The 19,246-nt window shown below is 46.3% G+C and carries 1 protein-coding gene; it reads left to right on the forward strand.

Annotated elements, in window-relative coordinates; translation table 11 throughout:
• Positions 1–58: 58 nt before the first annotated feature.
• Complete coding sequence (gene bacC / locus ACVC9U_RS06660; protein WP_441390348.1) at positions 59–19,138, forward strand: bacitracin non-ribosomal peptide synthetase BacC; 19,080 nt, start codon at positions 59–61, stop codon at positions 19,136–19,138.
• Positions 19,139–19,246: the final 108 nt, after the last annotated feature.

The following is a 19,246-nucleotide window of genomic DNA, read 5'->3' on the forward strand; positions in this document are numbered from 1 at the left end:
AATGGGCGGCCCATGTGGATCTGAAAACAAAAGGAATTCTAGGAGATGAGATGACGATATGAAAACAAAAGTTGAGAAAATATATCCGTTATCAAACATGCAAAAAGGAATGCTGTTTCATGCCATGAAAGACGAAGCGTCACACGCATATTTTGAGCAGTTCATCATTGAATTAAAAGGTGATGTGGATGAGCGGATGTTTGAAGAAAGCCTAAATGAAGTCATGAAAAGGCATGAGATCCTAAGAGCATCATTTCATCACAGATTGGATGAGCCGCTGCACGTCATTATCAAAGATCGGCACATGAAGTTTGACTATCTTGATATACGAGGCCGGCATGATCAAGACGGCGTTTTGGAAAGATATTTGGCAGAAGATAGACAAAAGGGTTTTGACCTAGCCAAAGATACGTTGATGAGAGCCTGTCTCATCAGAATGTCTGACGATTCGTATCAATTTGTCTGGACGTATCATCACATATTGCTTGACGGATGGTGCCTTGGCATCATCCTGGATGAGCTGTTGACGATATATGAAATGAAGCGGAAAGGTCAACATCATCAATTGGAAGACCCGAGGCCGTACAGCGATTACATCAAATGGCTGGAGGATCAGGATAAAGAAGAAGCTCAGAGCTATTGGGAGAGCTATTTGAGCGGCTATGATCAAAAAAATTCGCTTCCAAAGCTCCGCACACCTTCTGAGACGGGGTTTAAAAGAAGAGAGAAAACGATTGAATGTTCCAAAGAATTGACAAATCGCCTGATTAAATTGGCCAACCGGAATCATGTAACGATCAATACAGTGCTGCAAAGCATTTGGGGCGTGATTTTGGCGAAATACAACAACAGCGAGGATGTGGTGTTCGGAACCGTTGTTTCCGGCAGAGATGCCGAAGTGGAAGGTATAGAAACAATGGTCGGCGTCTTCATCAACACCATCCCGACCAGAATCAGGCTGGACAAAGACAAGCTTTTTAAAGATGTTCTGCGCCAAACCCAAGCCGACGCTTTGGAAAGCAGCCGCTACAATTATATGAATTTAGCGGAGGTTCAAGCGCTAAGCGAGTTGAAAAACGATTTGATCGACCATGTCATGGTCTTTGAAAACTATGCCGTTGACCAAAAAGCGTTTGAAGAAAAAAATGATGTAGGTTTTGAAATGGTGAATGTCAGCGGGGAAGAACAGACCAATTACCATTTCAGCATTTCCGCAGCTCTTGACGATCAATTAAAACTGCTCTTCATCTATGATGAAAATGTATATGACAACACCATCATCGAAACATTAGAAAAGCATATCATTACCGTCGCAGAACAAGTGGCGGAAGATGAGACACAAACATTAAGAGACATCAACCTTGTGTCAAAAGAAGAACAACACAGGATTTTACACACATTCAACGATACAAAAACGGGTTACCCAAAAGACAAGCCGCTTCATGAGCTCTTTGAGGAACAGGCCATGAAGACGCCTGACCATACGGCTCTTGTGTTCGGTGCTCAGCGCATGACCTACAGAGAGCTGAATGAGAAAGCAAACCAAACCGCGAGGCTCCTCAGAGAAAAAGGGATCGGCAGAGGCTCGATTGCGGCGATCATCGCGGACCGCTCCTTCGAGATGATCATCGGCATCATCGGGATTTTAAAAGCGGGCGGCGCTTATCTGCCAATTGACCCTGAAACGCCTAAACACAGAATAGCCTTCATGCTCAGCGACACGAAAGCCGCGGTGCTGCTTGCGCAAGGAAAAGCGGCAGATGGAATTGACTGTGAGGCTGACATCATTCATCTGGATAAAGGAGTGGCGGACGGATTCAGTAAAGAACGGCTCAGTTCTGTCAATGATTCCGGCGATACCGCCTATATCATCTACACATCAGGATCTACGGGAATGCCGAAAGGCGTCGTCACCCCGCATTACAGTGCGGCAAGAGTCGTTAAAAATACCAATTATATTGACATCACAGGAAACGATGTCATCCTCCAACTGTCCAACTATTCGTTTGACGGATCGGTGTTCGACATCTTCGGAGCTCTCTTAAACGGAGCGTCACTCGTCCTGATCGAAAAAGAGACGGTCTTGAATACACATGAGCTGGCCGAAGTGATAAAAAAAGAACAAGTCAGTGTGATGTTCATTACGACGGCGCTGTTCAATACGCTCGCCGACATCAATATCGGCTGCCTTGCCAAGCTGCGAAAAATCCTCTTCGGCGGGGAAAGAGCGTCGATACCGCATGTGAGAAAAGTGCTGGATCATGTCGGCCGGGATAAATTGATTCATGTTTACGGCCCGACAGAAAGCACGGTATATGCGACATATTATTTCATCAACGAGATAGACGATGAGGCGGAAACGATTCCGATCGGCAGCCCGCTGGCGAATACGTCGGTTTTGATCATGGACGAAGCCGGCAAGATCCTTCCGATCGGGGTTCCCGGAGAGCTGTGCATCGCAGGCGACGGTTTAAGCAAAGGATATTTAAACCGCGAGGAACTGACGGCGGAAAAATTCATCCCGCATCCGTTCATTCCGGGAGAAAGGCTGTACAAGACGGGCGATTTAGCGAAATGGCTGCCTGACGGCAACATCGAATTCATCGGCCGAATCGACCACCAGGTGAAAATCCGCGGCTTCAGGATCGAACTTGGCGAAATCGAAAGCCGGCTGGAGATGCATGAAGACATCAATGAGACGATCGTCACCGTCAGGGAAGACGAAGAAAGCCGCCCGTACATTTGCGCCTATATCACGGCGAATCGCGAGATTTCCCTTGATGAGCTGAAAGGATTTTTAGGTGAAAAGCTTCCGGAATACATGATTCCCGCATATTTTGTCAAATTGGACAAGCTGCCGCTCACCAAAAACGGGAAAGTGGACAGAAAAGCCCTGCCTGAGCCGGACAGAACGGCGGGGGCGGAAAACGAATATGAAGCGCCGCGAAATGAAACGGAAGAAAAGCTGGCAGCAATTTGGCGGGATATTTTAAAGGTAGAAAAAACGGGTATCAACGATCATTTCTTCGAGATGGGGGGACATTCTCTCAAAGCGGCCGCGCTGGCGGCAAGAATCCGAAAGGAGCTGAAAGCGGAAATCCCTCTTGGGCAAATCTTTAAAACGCCGACGATCAAAGGGTTGGGAGAATATATCAGATCGACAAAAGATAGTGTCTATTCATCTATTAAAAAAGTGGAAGAAAAAGAATACTATCGTCTTTCATCCGCGCAAAAAAGACTGTACATTCTAGGTCAAATCGAAGGGAGCGGATTGTCCTACAACATCCCTTTTACCATGAAAGTCAAGGGCTCCTTCGATATACGCCGGTTTGAGAACGCATTGCAAATTGTCATTCAAAGACATGAAGCGCTTAGAACGTCCTTCTTGATGGCGGATGGAGAGCCTGTTCAAAAGATTGAAAAAGAAGTAGATTTCAGCATCAAATGCAGCAAAATAGAGTCTCTATCGATTCAGGAGATCATCAAACAATTTGTCAGACCGTTTGATTTAAAAAAGGCCCCGCTTTTTAGAACAGAGGTGGTCAAGGTTGATGACGAGGAACATATCATTCTGTTTGATATGCACCATATCATTTCAGACGGTGCATCGATGGGGGTTTTGACAAAAGAAATTTGCGATTTGTACGGCGGAAAAGAACTGGAGCCGCTCAGCCTCCAATATAAAGACTATTCAGAATGGCAAAGGGATTTTTATCAAAAAGATGAGATGAAAAGGCAAAAAGAGTACTGGCTCAATATTTTCAAAGGCGAGATTCCAGTCCTCAACATGCCGACGGATTACCCGAGGCCGCAAATGCACAGTGTTGAAGGCGATAGAATCGGTTTTGCAATCGACGGCGAATTGACGAAGAAGCTCAAGCGGATCGCCAAAGACAATGGAGCCACCATGTATATGCTTCTTCTGGCGGCGTATACGGTTTTGCTTAGAACATATAGCGGACAGGAAGATTTGATTATCGGAACGCCGATTCAAGGAAGAAAACATCACGAGCTGAAACATGTGATCGGAATGTTTGTCAATACGCTGGCGATGAGAAATCATCCGAAAGGCGACAAGACATTCGCTGAATATTTGCAAGATGTAAAAGAGACGGCGCTGAAGGCATATGAAAACCAAGATTATCAATTTGATGATCTTGTCGAACAGCTTGACCTTGAACGCGACATGAGCAGAAATCCGCTGTTTGATACGATGTTTGTCCTGCAAAACCTGGAAAAAGCGGATGCTGAAATAGAAGGGCTCACATTTGAACCGTTTGAAAGCGACATCCATATTTCAAAATTTGACCTTACTTTATCGGCAATCGAAAAAGACTCGAAGATAGAATTTGATTTGGAATACTGTACAAAACTGTTTAAAAGAGAAACGGTCGAAAGGATGGCGGCGCATTTCGTCCGTGTTTTAGAAGACATTTCCAAACGGACGGACAAGCGGCTTGATCAAATAGAGGCCATGTCAGAAGACGAAAAAAACACATTGCTATATCGGTTTAATGATACGAAAACGGATGCTCCAACAGACAAAACCATTTGCCAGCTGTTTGCGGAGCGGGCGGAGACATCGCCTGACAAAACCGCGGTCGTGTTTGAAGATCAAACGCTGACATATCGACAATTGCATGAGAGGTCAAATCAGCTGGCCCGGTTTTTAAGAGAAAAAGGGGTTCAACCGGACACAGCCGTCGGCATCATGGTGGACCGCTCTCCCGAGATGATCATCGGCCTTCTGGGAATTTTGAAGGCCGGAGGCGCGTACCTGCCGCTTGATCCGGCATATCCTGAAGACAGGATCAAATACATCCTGGGCGACAGCCAAACAAAGTTTCTTCTGTCGGAAGAGGCGCTCATCAAAAAACGGGCCTTTATCAAAGAGGCCGACATGATCAACATTGATATTCACGACAAGCAAATTGCCGCACAGGATGCGGCTCAATTGGAGCCTGTCAGCCGCAGCGGGGATTTGGCTTACATCATCTATACTTCAGGGTCCACAGGAAAACCGAAGGGCGTCTTAATCGAACAAAAAGGGCTGAGCAATCTCGTTTCAGCGGTTGTCAAATTGATGCATTTAAACACGGGCAGCAGAGTGATTCAATTTGCTTCACTATCATTTGATGCGTCAGCATTTGAAATCTTTCCGGCGCTGGCAGCCGGGTCGGCTTTAGTGTTGGGACGGCAGGAGGAAATGATGCCGGGGCAGCCGTTAACAAGCTTTCTAAGGCAGTATAACATCACTCATGCGACCTTGCCGCCGACCGTACTGAATGTGTTGGATGAATCCGGATTGGAAAACCTCAAAGTAATCGTTTCCGCGGGCTCTGCCTGCAGCGAAGAACTCGCAAAAAGATGGTCCGGAAATCGGCTGTTTATCAATGCCTACGGACCGACGGAAACGACGGTCTGTGCAACGGCGGGGATTTACGAAGGATCCGGTCGTCCTCATATCGGCAGTCCGATTGCCAATACAAACGTATATGTATTGGATCAAAACCAGAAGCCTGTGCCGACAGGCGTTGTTGGAGAGCTGTGCGTCGGCGGAATGAGCCTTGCGCGCGGGTATTTAAACCGGCCGGAACTGACAGCCGAAAAGTTTATTTCACATCCGTTTGCATCAGGGGAAAGATTGTACCGGACGGGTGATCTGGCCAGATGGCTGCCTGATGGACATCTCGAGTTTTTAGGAAGAATAGACCATCAGGTGAAAATTCGCGGATACCGGATTGAACTGGGGGAAATCGAGAATCAATTGCTCAAGCTTGACAAAATCGACGAAGCGGCGGTTATAGCCAGGAAGGACGATGACCACAGCGATTATTTGTGCGCTTATATCGTCTCCAAAGAAGACTGGACATCAACCGAGATCAGTGAATGGCTCGAAAAAGAGCTTCCTCACTATATGATTCCGGCTTATTTTGTCAGACTTGATAAGCTGCCGCTCACATCAAACGATAAAGTCGATCGAAAAGCCCTTCCTGCACCTGACAGACATGTCGCCACAGGAGCGGAATACGAAGCACCGCGGAATGACACAGAAGCTAAGCTCGTTGACATCTGGAGGGATGTTCTCGGTGCCGGAGACATCGGTATCAGCCATCACTTCTTTGCAGCAGGAGGAGATTCGATCAAGGCGTTGCAAATCGTCTCAAGGCTGTCCAGGCTTGGCCTGAAGCTTGAAATGAAGGATTTGTTCGCCAATCCGAGAATCAAGGAACTTGCCAAATATGTTAAAAAACAATCACAGAGGAAAAATGCCAATACAACCGTCACGGGACATGCAGAACTCACTCCGATCCAAAAATGGTATTTTGCTAATAACAAAGAAGAACTGGATCACTTTAACCAGTCTTTTGTGCTCTTCAGAAAGGGCGGATTTGACGAAAGCTGTGTCAAAAAGGCTTTCAATAAATTAATGGAGCAGCACGACGCGTTAAGGATGATCTATGAAGAAAAAGGCGGGGACTTCATTCAGTACAACAGAAGCTTTCGGGAAGATCTGTTCGACCTGGATGTTTATGATGTAAGAGGTCTTGATCGTCAAGCGGAAAAGGTATATGAGCTGGCGACGAGCATTCAAAAACTATCATCGATTAGAAAAGGAAAACTTGTTCATCTCGGCATCTTCCGGGCTGATGAGGGAGACCACCTGCTCATTGTAATCCATCACCTTGTCGTCGACGGTGTATCGTGGAGAATTCTGTTTGAGGACTTCGAAACATTGTACAGTCAGGCATTAAAGGGGCAAACGCTTGAGATCGGCTACAAAACGGATTCCTATCAAGAATTCGCCCGCAGGTTAAAAGCATACGCCCACAGCCGAACATTATCGAAGGAAGCCGAGTATTGGCGGAACATTGCCAAGGCTCGTGTCCGGTTTATTCCGCCAAAGAACGTATTAAAGGAAGATGTATACGAAAACAGCACTACGTTGAGCATCAAGCTCGGCAAAGAGGCAACAGCGGACCTTTTGCGAAACACGAACAGAGCCTACAATACCGAAATCAACGATATTTTGTTAACGGCATTACTGACCGGAGCAAGGGACATCACAGGTGAAAACAAACTGAAGGTCATGATGGAAGGCCACGGCAGGGAAGATATTTTAGAAGGCGTTGACATCACGAGAACAATCGGCTGGTTTACGACGATGTATCCGGTGCTTCTTGATGCAGGAGAAGAAAAAGCCCTCTCCCAACAGATCAAAATGGTCAAAGAAACGTTGAGAAAAATACCGAATAAAGGAATCGGCTACGGGCTATTAAAGTATATGGCTGAAGACCCGGACTTCATCAACGAAGAAAAAGCCCGGATTTCATTTAACTATTTAGGCGAGATCGATGCCGACATAAACCGCGGCGAATTTTCCGGCTCCAGCTTTTCCGAAGGGGAAAGCATCGGCGGAAAAATTGCGAGAAGTCATTCTATCGAAATCAACGCCATCGTGATGAATCATGAACTGGTGATTCATACAACCTTTAATCAAATGGAATACGAAAAAGATACGATCAGCCGGCTGAATCATCAATTAAAAGAACGCCTGGAACAAATCATTAAGCACTGCACGCAACAGACGGAAAGCGAACGAACGCCGTCCGATTATGGAGATACAAATATCAGTTTAGCCGAACTTGAAGAAATCAAAGGAAAATACAGGAGCGCCATTGAAAAAATCTATCCGCTTGCCAACATGCAAAAAGGTATGCTGTTCCATGCCATCGAGGATCATACCTCAGATGCATATTTTCAGCAGACGGTCATGGATATTGAAGGATATGTCGATCCGGCGATTCTTGAGGCAAGCTTTAATGACATCATGAAACGGCATGAAATCTTAAGGGCCTCTTATGAATATGAAATCGTTGAAGAACCGAGGCAGATCATCATCGAAAACCGCAGCATCGATTTCACCTATTTCAATATCGCGAAAAGCTCCGCCCAGCAACAGGAAATGTTCATTGAAAGATTGCTCAATGAAGATCGAAAAAAAGGCTTTGATTTAAGCAGAGATGTACTGATGAGGGCTTATTTGCTGAAAACGGCGGAGCGCTCGTACCGGCTTGTCTGGAGCCATCACCATATTTTACTCGATGGCTGGTGCCTTGGCATCATCATGCGTGAGCTGTTTGTCATCTATGAAAACCGGATGAACGGCAAAGCCAGTCCATTAAAGGAGACGAAGCCGTACAGCGATTATATCAAGTGGCTTGAAAGTCAGGATCAGGAAGAGGCCCGTCAATATTGGCGCGAATATTTGAAAGGGTATGAGGAACAGGCACAGCTGCCTACATTAACAAAACGCAAAAAAAGCAGCCGCTATGACCGCCGGGAGAAGGTCATCCATTTGTCAAAACAGCTGACAAAACAATTGAAGGAGCTCGCTGCCAAAAACAGCGTTACGCTTCATACGGTAATTCAAACGATTTGGGGCCTGATGCTAACGAGATACAACAAGATCGATGATGTCGTGTTTGGAACGGTCGTATCTGGCAGGGAAGCAAACTTAGACGGAATCGAAGACATGATCGGTCTGTTTATCAACACCATCCCGACAAGAATCAGATTCAATGAGCAGGCGCGTTTTAACGATTGTTTGCAAAAGGTTCAGGAAGATGCGATTCAAAGCAACCGCTACAACTATATGAATCTCGCTGAAGTCCAGGCTTTGAGCAGCTTAAAGAAAGATCTGATCGATCATATTCTCGTATTTGAAAACTATGAAGCTGATGAACAGGACTTTGAAGAGAGTCAAATGAAGACAGGCTTTAAGGTGAATGAGATCAGCGCTGCCGAACAAAGCAATTACAGCTTTAGCATGTCGGTGACTCCAGGCGAAGAGCTCACACTTGTTTTGACATATGACGGCAATGTCTATGACAGGGATATCATCAACAATATCGAAGGTCATATTAAAAGGGTCGCTGAGCAAGTGACGGCAAATGAGAACCGGAAAATCGCAGAGATTGACATGCTGGCGGAGGAAGAAAGAAAGACGCTCCTATATGAGTTCAACCGGACAACCGCAGATTATCCAAGGAATAAAACGATCCATCAATTATTTGAAGAACAGGCGGAACGGACGCCTGGGCATACTGCGATTGTATTTGAAAAGGAGGAGCTCTCTTACAAAGCATTGAATGAAAGGTCAAATCAGCTGGCGGGACTGTTAAGGGAAAAAGGCGTCAAACCTGACATGATCGTCGGCGTTATGGCGGAACGTTCTGTGGAGATGATCGTCGGAATGCTGGCGGTGCTGAAAGCCGGAGGCGCATACTTGCCGATCGATCCCGAATATCCGGAAGACCGGATCAGGTACATGATCGAAGACAGCGGCATCAGCATCCTGCTGAAAAAGGCGGACAAACAGATTGACGTTGATTTCACCTGTATCGATATGAACGAAAAAGGGCTGGCGAAAGACATGGCCGCAGAGAACTTAGGGCACACGAGCGGATCTGCCGACATGGCTTATGTCATCTATACTTCAGGTTCGACCGGAAAGCCGAAGGGTGTCATGGTCAACCATCAATCAATTGTCAATACGCTTTATTGGAGGAAACAATCGTATGGCTACAGTACAGCCGATGCCACGCTTCAAGTGCCGTCCTTTTCTTTCGACAGTTCTGTTGAAGATATTTTCACGACGCTTATATCTGGGGCGAAGCTGGTTTTAATTAGAGATTTACGGATGAATCCGCGTGAGATCATCGGCGTGCTGCGAACGCATAAAGCGACAAACTTACTGGCCGTTCCGAGCTTTTATCTAAATCTGCTCGACACGATTGAGCAGCCTTTAGAGGATTTAAGATTTGTCACGGTCGCAGGGGAAGGCTTCAATGAAAGTCTGATCCGGCAGCATTTTGAAAAGCTGCCGAACGTCAAATTGTTTAATGAATACGGACCGACGGAAAACAGCGTTTGCTCAACGCGGGGCGAGCTGCGAAAAGATGACGAAAAAGTCGTCATCGGCCGGCCGATCAGCAACCACAAGGCTTATATTTTAAATCACAACCAGCAGCTGCTGCCGTTGGGCACGCCCGGTGAACTTTGTCTGAGCGGGGAAGGCCTTGCCCGCGGATACTTAAACAGACCTGACCTCACGCTTGGAAAATTTGTTCCAAACCCGTTTGTTCCGGGAGAAAACATGTACAGGACGGGGGATCTCGCAAGATTTTTACCTGATGGTCAAATCGAATATTTAGGAAGAATCGACCACCAAGTCAAAATCCGCGGATTCAGAATCGAACTGGGCGAAATCGAAAACCAATTGCTGAAAATAGAAGGCATTGACGCGGCGGCAGTTATGGCGCGGGAAGATCAAGCCGGCGGGAAATACCTATGCGCATATATCGTCGCGGACAAAACGGCCGGCGTTACAGACGTCAGAAAATGCTTGTTAAAGGAACTGCCGGATTACATGGTGCCGTCATACTTTGTCAAGCTCGATCAATTGCCGCTTACGGCAAACGGCAAAATCGACAGAAAAGCGCTCCCTGAACCAAGCGGCACAATCAGTGAAGCGGCGTACGAAGCACCGAGGAACCGTACAGAGGAAAAGCTTGTCTCAATCTGGGAGGACGTTTTAGGGATCGAAAACATCGGAATCAGCCACAATTTCTTTGAACTTGGCGGCCATTCCTTAAAAGCTGCGGCATTGACTGCAAAATTGCATAAAGAAATGAAGATTGAAGTCCCTTTAAGACAAATATTCGAAACACCGACAATCAAAGACATCGGTGATTTTATCGAATCCATGAAAGAAAGCCCTTATGCGTCCATCACACAAGCGGAAGAGAAAGAGTATTACGCATTGTCATCCGCACAAAGAAGGCTGTATATCCTTAATCAAATCGAACCAGGCGGCCTCTCTTACAACATGCCTTTCGCCATGAAAATTGCAGGAGATTTTGATGTCGACCGGTTCGAGGATGCTTTTCGGCAATTGATAGAAAGACATGAAGCCTTGAGGACGGCCTTTGTGATGGTTGACGGCGAACCTGTACAAAAAATCGAAAAAGAAGTCGATTTTAAAGTGAAGTACGGGCGACTCGGACAGGACCGGCTAGAAGAAAAAATCAAAGCGTTCATCAAGCCGTTTGCTTTGGAAAAAGCGCCGCTTTTAAGAGCGGAAGTATTAAAAGCGAGTGGCGATGAGCATGTACTGATGCTCGACATGCACCATATCATTTCAGACGGGGTATCCATGGCCATTTTCACAAGAGAGCTGGCCGAGTTGTATGAGGGGAAAACATTGCCGCCGTTAACGATTCAGTACAAAGACTTTTCAGAATGGCAAAAACTTTTTTATCAAAAAGATGAGATTAAACGCCAGGAAGACTACTGGCTCAACGTTTTTCAAGGTGAAGTGCCGGTGTTGAATTTGCCGGCGGATAAAAAACGTCCGCAAAAGCGTTCGATTGAAGGAGATATCGTCCAGTTTGAAATAGACGGCGAAACGTCCGCCATGCTGAACAAACTGGCGAAAGAGAACGGCGCGACGATGTATATGTTGCTTTTGGCGGGATACACAACGCTCTTGGCGAAGTATACAGGCCAGGAGGATATCGTTGTCGGCTCACCGATCGCGGGAAGGCATCACAGCGATTTGAAACATGTCATCGGACTGTTTATCAACACGCTGGCGATGAGGAACCATCCAAAAGGAGACATGCCATTTGCCGACTATTTAAAAGAAGTGAAAGAAACGGCGCTGAAAGCTTATGAAAATCAAGACTATCCATTTGATGAACTGGTTGAAAAACTTGATGTCAAACGGGATATGAGCAGACACCCGCTGTTTGATACCATGCTTGTTCTGCAAAACTTCGACGGCGATGAAGCGGACATCGACGGCCTGACATTCCAGCCGCTCCAAACCGAGGCGAACATCTCAAAATTTGATTTGACGCTGACAGCCGCTGAGACAAATGAAGGCATTCAATGTGTTTTCAACTACAGTACAAAATTGTTTAAGCAGTCCACGATTGAAAGAATGGCGGTCCATTTGATCAATATTCTGAAGGAAGCGGCAAACGATCCGCAAATGCCGTTGAGCGACGTTAACATGCTGTCAGATGAAGAAATGAGAGTGCTTCGGGATCAGAATCAAGGACAACAAACAGATTACCCTAAAGATCAAACGGTTCATCAGTTGTTTGAGCATCAGGCTGGCAAAACGCCGGAGCAAACAGCGGTGGTCTTTGCGGATGAAAAGCTGACGTACAGGGAACTGAACGAAAAAGCAAATCAATTGGCAAGGCTTTTGAGAGACAAAGGAGCAAGCGCCGGTGCACCTGTAGCGATCATGATTGAACCATCGCTTGAGATGATCATTTCCATGCTGGCGGTACTGAAAGCCGGAGCGGCTTACGTGCCGATCGAGCCGGAGCAATTGTCCAAACGGACGAATGAGATTTTAAGTGACAGCAGAGCTGCAATATTGCTTGTCAAAGGCTCTGTCAAAGAAAACGTCGCGTTCGCTGGAGAAATCGTCAATGTTGCCGACGGTTTGATTGATGCGAAGGCCGCGTCAAACCTGTCTGCATCGGGTTCAGCCGATCAGAATGCATATATTATATACACATCAGGATCCACCGGAAAGCCGAAAGGCGTATTTGTCAGACACGGGAATGTGGTGAATTATACAACTTGGTTTATGAAGGAAGCGGGTCTTACAGAAAACGACAAAGCCATGCTTGTGTCCTCATATGCGTTCGATTTGGGCTATACGAGCATCTTTTCGGCGCTGTTAAGCGGAAGCGAACTGCATATCGCACGTAAAGAATGTTATACAAATGCGCACCGGGCTTTACAGTATATCAAAGAAAACGGCATCACCTATATCAAGCTGACGCCGTCTCTGTTTAACATTTTTGTCAATGATCCGGGCTTTTCCGCCGAAAAACCTTGCGCTACTCTCAGGCTGGTCGTCTTGGGCGGGGAGATGATCAATACAAGGGATGTTGAGACATTTTACAACCAATATCCGGATCATGTAGTCATGAATCATTATGGCCCGACGGAAACGACAATCGGCTCAGTCTTTAAAGTGATCGACCCGGAACACCTCCATTCTTTCAAAGAATATCCGGTTATCGGCACTCCGATTCATAATACGAATGCATATGTGCTGGATGAAAACATGAAACTGCTTCCGGAAGGTGTGTACGGAGAGCTCTGCATCGCAGGAGCCGGAGTGACAGGCGGCTATGTAAACAAACCGGATATCACGAAAGAAAAATTCGTCGAAAATCCGTTTGCACCGCATACAAAAATGTACAGAACCGGAGATCTTGCCAGAAGGCTGAGCGATGGAAATATCGAACTTGCAGGCCGGATGGACAGCCAAGTAAAGGTAAGGGGCTACAGAATAGAACCGGAAGAAATCAAAAACAGGCTGTTGGCTCATGATGATATCAAGGAAGCCTTTATTGCTGCAAGGGAAGACCATAAAGGTGCAAAACAGCTGTGCGCCTATTTCACAGCAGACGCGGAATTGCTGTTCGAGGACATCAGGACGTACCTGATGCGTGAGCTTCCAGAATATATGATTCCGTCTTCATTTGTCCAAATTGAGAAGATGCCGCTTTCAGCCAACGGGAAGATCGATACGGCTGCATTGCCTGAACCGCAGCCGGGAAAAGAGACGGAATATGAACCGCCGCGGAACGAGACGGAAGAAAAGCTTGTTCAAATATGGGAAGAAGTACTTGGCATTGACAAGATCGGGATCACTCATCACTTTTTTGCAGCAGGCGGCGATTCCATCAAAGCGCTGCAAATGATCTCAAGATTATCAAGAGAAGGCCTGTCACTGGAAATGAAAGATCTATTTGCAAATCCGCAAATCAAGTCTTTGAGCCGATATGTCAAAGCCGAATCCGACAAATCAGCATCCTATGAAACGGTAGAGGGCGAGGTTCTCTTGACCCCGATTCAACAAGAGTATTTCTCGTTGAACAAAACGGACAGGAACCATTACAACCATGCGGTTATGCTTTATAGGAAAAACGGATTCGACGAGAGCATCGTCAAACGTGTGTTCAAAGAAATCATCAAACATCACGATGCACTCCGGACGGTGTTTACAGAAGAAGACGGAAAGATCATTCAGTACAACCGGGGACCGGACAAACAGCTGTTTGACCTATTTATCTATGATGTCTCGAGCGAAAACGACCAGCCTCAGAAAGTGTACCAATTGGCAACGGAACTTCAGCAAAGCATCGATATTAAAACCGGCCCTTTGGTCAAATTGGCGCTCTTCAAAACGAATAATGGGGATCACCTGCTGATCATCATCCATCACCTTGTGGTCGACGGGATCTCCTGGAGAATATTATTTGAAGATTTGGCGCTGGGATACAGCCAGTTATCGAATGGGGAAAAAGTCGAGTTTTATCCAAAAACGGCTTCCTACCAGGAATATGCGCGGCACATCACGGAATATTCAAAAACTGAAAAACTGCTTGGTGAAAAACAGTATTGGCTGAAGGCCATTTGTGACGACGTAAAATTCCTGGAAATGAATGAAGATGCAGGTGTCTTCAAAGTTGAGGACAGCAAAACATTCAGCACGGAACTCGAAAAAGAGGAGACAGCGCGGCTTTTAAGAGAAACAAACCAAGCTTACCGTACCGAAATCAACGATCTTCTGATCACAGCGCTTCTGGTGGCGGCAAGAGGTATGACCGGGCAAAATCAATTAAGAATCACGCTGGAAGGGCATGGAAGAGAACAGGTGGCAGATGGCATCGACATCAGCAGAACGGTCGGATGGTTTACCTCGAAATACCCGGTATTCATCGATCTGGGACAAGAAACAGACATGTCCAGGACGATTAAAATGGTGAAAGAGCACTTGCGAAATGTGCCGAACAAAGGCATCGGCTACGGAATTTTAAAGTATCTCACCCGGGACAGTGAGATCACAAAAGGCGCAGCATCACCAATCTTGTTCAATTACCTGGGACAGCTTGATGAAGACATCAACAGCGGAGAATTTTCTTCATCACATCTGTCGCCGGGAGAAGCAGCCGGAAAGGGCATCACAAGAGAACATCCACTCGAAATCAATGCGGTGGTCTTCAGGGGAAAACTGGCCATTCAAACGACCTATAACACAAGAGCATACAGTGAAGACGTCGTCAGAGCTTTTGCTCAAAACTATAAAGAAGCTCTTAAAGCGGTCATTCGCCACTGCGCGGAACGAGAAGAGACGGAAAAAACGCCGTCCGATTACGGAGACAAAGGCATCAGCTTAGATCAGCTTGAGGAAATCAAACTGAAATATAAAGGGATGGAAATCGAAAAAATCTATCCGCTTGCCAACATGCAAAGGGGCATGCTGTTCCACGCGCTCGAAGACAAGGAATCACAGGCGTACTTTGAACAAATGGCCATCAATATGAAAGGATTGATCGATGAGCGTCTATTTGCAGAAACGTTCAATGACATCATGGAAAGACACGAGATTCTAAGGGCCTCTATTGAATATGAAATAACGGATGAACCAAGAAATGTGATCATCAAGGACAGAAAGATCAATCTTGACTATCATGACTTGCGAAAGCAGAGTCCGGCGGAACGGGAGCAGGTGATTCAAGCGTATCGCAAAGCAGATCGGGAGAAAGGTTTTCGCTTAAACAGCGAACCATTGATCAGAGCCGCGCTGCTGAGAACCGGGGATGACAGTTATACGTTCATATGGACAAACCACCATATTCTGCTTGACGGCTGGTCCCGGGGAATCATTATGGGAGAGCTGTTCCAAATGTATCATATGAAAGAAGCCGGGCGAAAACACCGGCTTGAAGAGGCAAGACCGTACAGCGATTATATCGGGTGGCTACAGCAACAGGATAAAGAAGCTGCAAAAGCGTACTGGAGAAACTATTTATCAGGCTTTACCGAAAAATCGCCGATTTCGGTTTTGGCGGGTTCTGCCGGACATGCGAAATATAAGAGAAAAGAGGCCGTCATCGAATTCCCGCAACAATTGACCGGACGGATCACAGAGCTTGCCAGCCGTAACAATGTCACTTTCCATACTGTTTTACAATGCATTTGGGGAATGCTTTTGGCAAGGTACAATCAAACGGATGATGTCGTATTCGGTACAGTCATTTCCGGAAGGGATGCACAAGTAGCCGGAATCGAAAAAATGGTCGGATTATTCATCAACACTGTACCGACGAGAATTAGACTGGACAAAAGCCAAAGCTTTAAGGAACTCATCAAAAGCGTTCAGGAACAGGCTCTGGAAGGCAGGACATATCATGCCATGAATTTGTCGGAAGTACAGTCGCTCAGTGAATTAAAAAGAGAGCTGCTGGATCATATCCTGATTTTCGAAAATTACGCGGTTGATCAGAGTGCATTTGAGACAAGCGGCAAACGCGGTGCCGGTTTTGTCTTTGAAGAAATTCACGCCGAAGAACAAACAAATTACGGATTTAATATTGTGGCCGTCCCGGGCGAACGTTTGGTCATCAAATTGACTTATGACGGAAATATCTATCATGACCACATCATCGCCGGTATCAAAGAACACCTTCAACAAGTGATGGAACAGGTCGTCCAAAATGAAGATCAGTCATTAAACGACATCACAGTCCTTTCGGAAGCTGAAAGAAACAGACTATTGTACGAATGGAATGACACGAAAGCGGAATATCCGAATCAGACGATTCACCGGCTGTTTGAGGAACAAGCCGAAAAAACCCCTGAGCTTGCTGCGGTTGTCTCAGGAAATGACAAACTGACGTACCGTGAGATCAATGAAAAATCAAATCAGCTTGCCAGATACCTCAGGGACAAAGGAGTCAAAGAGGATACGATTGTCGCCATCATGGCAGAACGCTCACCGGAAATGGTGGTCGGAATCATGGGGATTTTGAAAGCCGGAGGAGCCTATTTGCCGATTGATCCCGATTATCCGGAAGAAAGGATCAAGTATATGCTTGAAGACAGCGGCGCGGCCATCATTCTTGCGGATCACAAGCAGGACTTGGGCACACTTCATCAAGAAGCCGTCGAATTAACCGGAGATTTCAGCAGTTATCCGGCTGACAATCCGGAACCGGCGGGTAACGCTGACAGCCTTGCATATATCATCTACACGTCAGGTTCTACAGGCAAACCGAAAGGGGTCATGATCAGGCAAAGAGGGCTGGTCAACTATATTACCTGGGCTGACCGTGTATATGTCCGAGGCGAACAGCTCGATTTTGCCCTCTACTCATCCATTGCCTTTGATTTAACGGTGACATCGATATTTACGCCATTAATCTCAGGCAACCGGGTGATTGTTTATCAGCATAGCGGGGACGGGGAACCGCTGATTCGAAAAGTGTTCAGAGACCAAAAAGCCGGGATTGTCAAATTAACCCCGTCTCATTTAAGCCTTGTCAAAGACATGGATGCCAGCGGATCAAGCATCAAACGCCTGATCGTCGGCGGGGAAGATTTAAAAACGGAACTGGCCAAAGAAATCACGGAGAGATTTCATCACAGCATTGAAATCTACAATGAATACGGTCCGACCGAAACGGTTGTCGGCTGCATGATCTATCAATATGATGTCGGACGGGACCGCCAAGTTTCTGTCCCGATCGGCAAGCCGGCCTCCAATGTCCAGCTCTATATTTTGGATGAGCGTCAGGAAGTGCAGCCGGTCGGAATTGCCGGAGAGCTGTATATCAGCGGAGATGGAGTCGCAAAAGGCTATTTGAACAAACCGGAGCTGACGTCTGAAAAATTCCTGCCAAATCCGTTTTTACCGGGTGAAAGAATGTATCGAACAGGAGATCTTGCGAGGATGAGACCGGATGGACATATTGAGTATCTGGGCCGGATCGATCATCAAGTCAAGATTCGGGGCTACCGCATCGAACTTGGCGAAATCGAGCATCAATTGTTAAGGCACAGCGATATAAAAGAAGCGGCGGTTGCCGCCAAAACAGATCAAAGCAACAATCAAGTTCTTTGCGCATACGTCGTTTCCGAAAGAGACATCACACAGGAAGACATCAAAGCGTTTTTGGCGAAGGAGCTTCCGGAATATATGGTGCCGTCTTATTTGCTGAAGCTTGATGAGCTGCCGCTGACACCAAACGGAAAAGTCGACTTGAAGGCCCTTCCAGAGCCAGATCGAAGCGCGGGCGCTTTACTGGAATACGAGCCTCCAAGACACGAACTTGAAGAAAAAATGGCCGCCATTTGGGAAGACATCCTGAATATCGAACAGATTGGCATCAACGCCAACATATTCGATATCGGGGCGAATTCTTTAAACGTCATGTCATTTGTCTCTAGGCTATATGCAGAGCTTGGCTTCAGAGTTCCGTTTAAGGACATTTTCTCCAAGCCGACCATTAAAGAGCTGTCTGATTTTCTGAAGCATGCACAAGACCTGCTGAAAGACTACACAGATGATTGCATGCAGCTGACCAGGGCGGAAGAAGGCGGCAAAAACCTGTTCTGCTTCCCGCCGGCCGCGTCGATGGGCATTGCCTACATGGGCTTGGCCAAGCATCTAAAGCAGCATTCGGTGTACAGCTTCAACTTCATTCCATCCGCAAACAGGATTCGAAAATACGCAGATATCATCAAAAACATTCAAGGTGAAGGGCCATACACATTAATCGGCTATTCATCCGGCGGAATCCTGGCATTTGATGTGGCGAAAGAATTGAACCGGCAAGGATATGAAGTCGAAGATTTGATCATCATCGATTCAAAATATCGGACAAAAGCCGAGAAACATCAGTTCACAGAGGAGGAATACAGAGAAGAGATATCCAAAACATTTGAACTTGAGAAATACCGCGATGCAGAGAAATTATTGAGCGACTATTTAGTGGACTTGGTGATGAAGTCTTATGTATATATACAAAACACAGTCACAACCGGCGCAATTGACGGACATATCAGCTATATCAAGTCAAGCGACAATCAGCGGGATGAAAATATGATGATGTGGGAAAAAGCGGCGTCCAAAACCTTTACAGTCGTTCAAGGAGCCGGAACCCATATGCAAATGATCTCCAAGTCCCATCCCGACATTCTTGAAAGAAATGCAAGATTGATCCATGATATCATCAATAAGACTGTCAAAATATGAACAAAACGGCATCCTTTTCAGGGTGCCTTTTGTTTGCCTTATCAACTCTCTGTTATAATGAAAGGCAAAGAAAAGAGAGGAAATATTTCAAAAAACATGCAGCAGCGG

This window comes from Bacillus sp. GM2 (assembly GCF_056155945.1).

Bases quoted from the DNA above. Each gene is read 5' to 3' on its own strand.
- bacC (WP_441390348.1), top strand. From the start codon at position 59: ATGAAAACAAAAGTTGAGAAAATATATCCGTTATCAAACATGCAAAAA.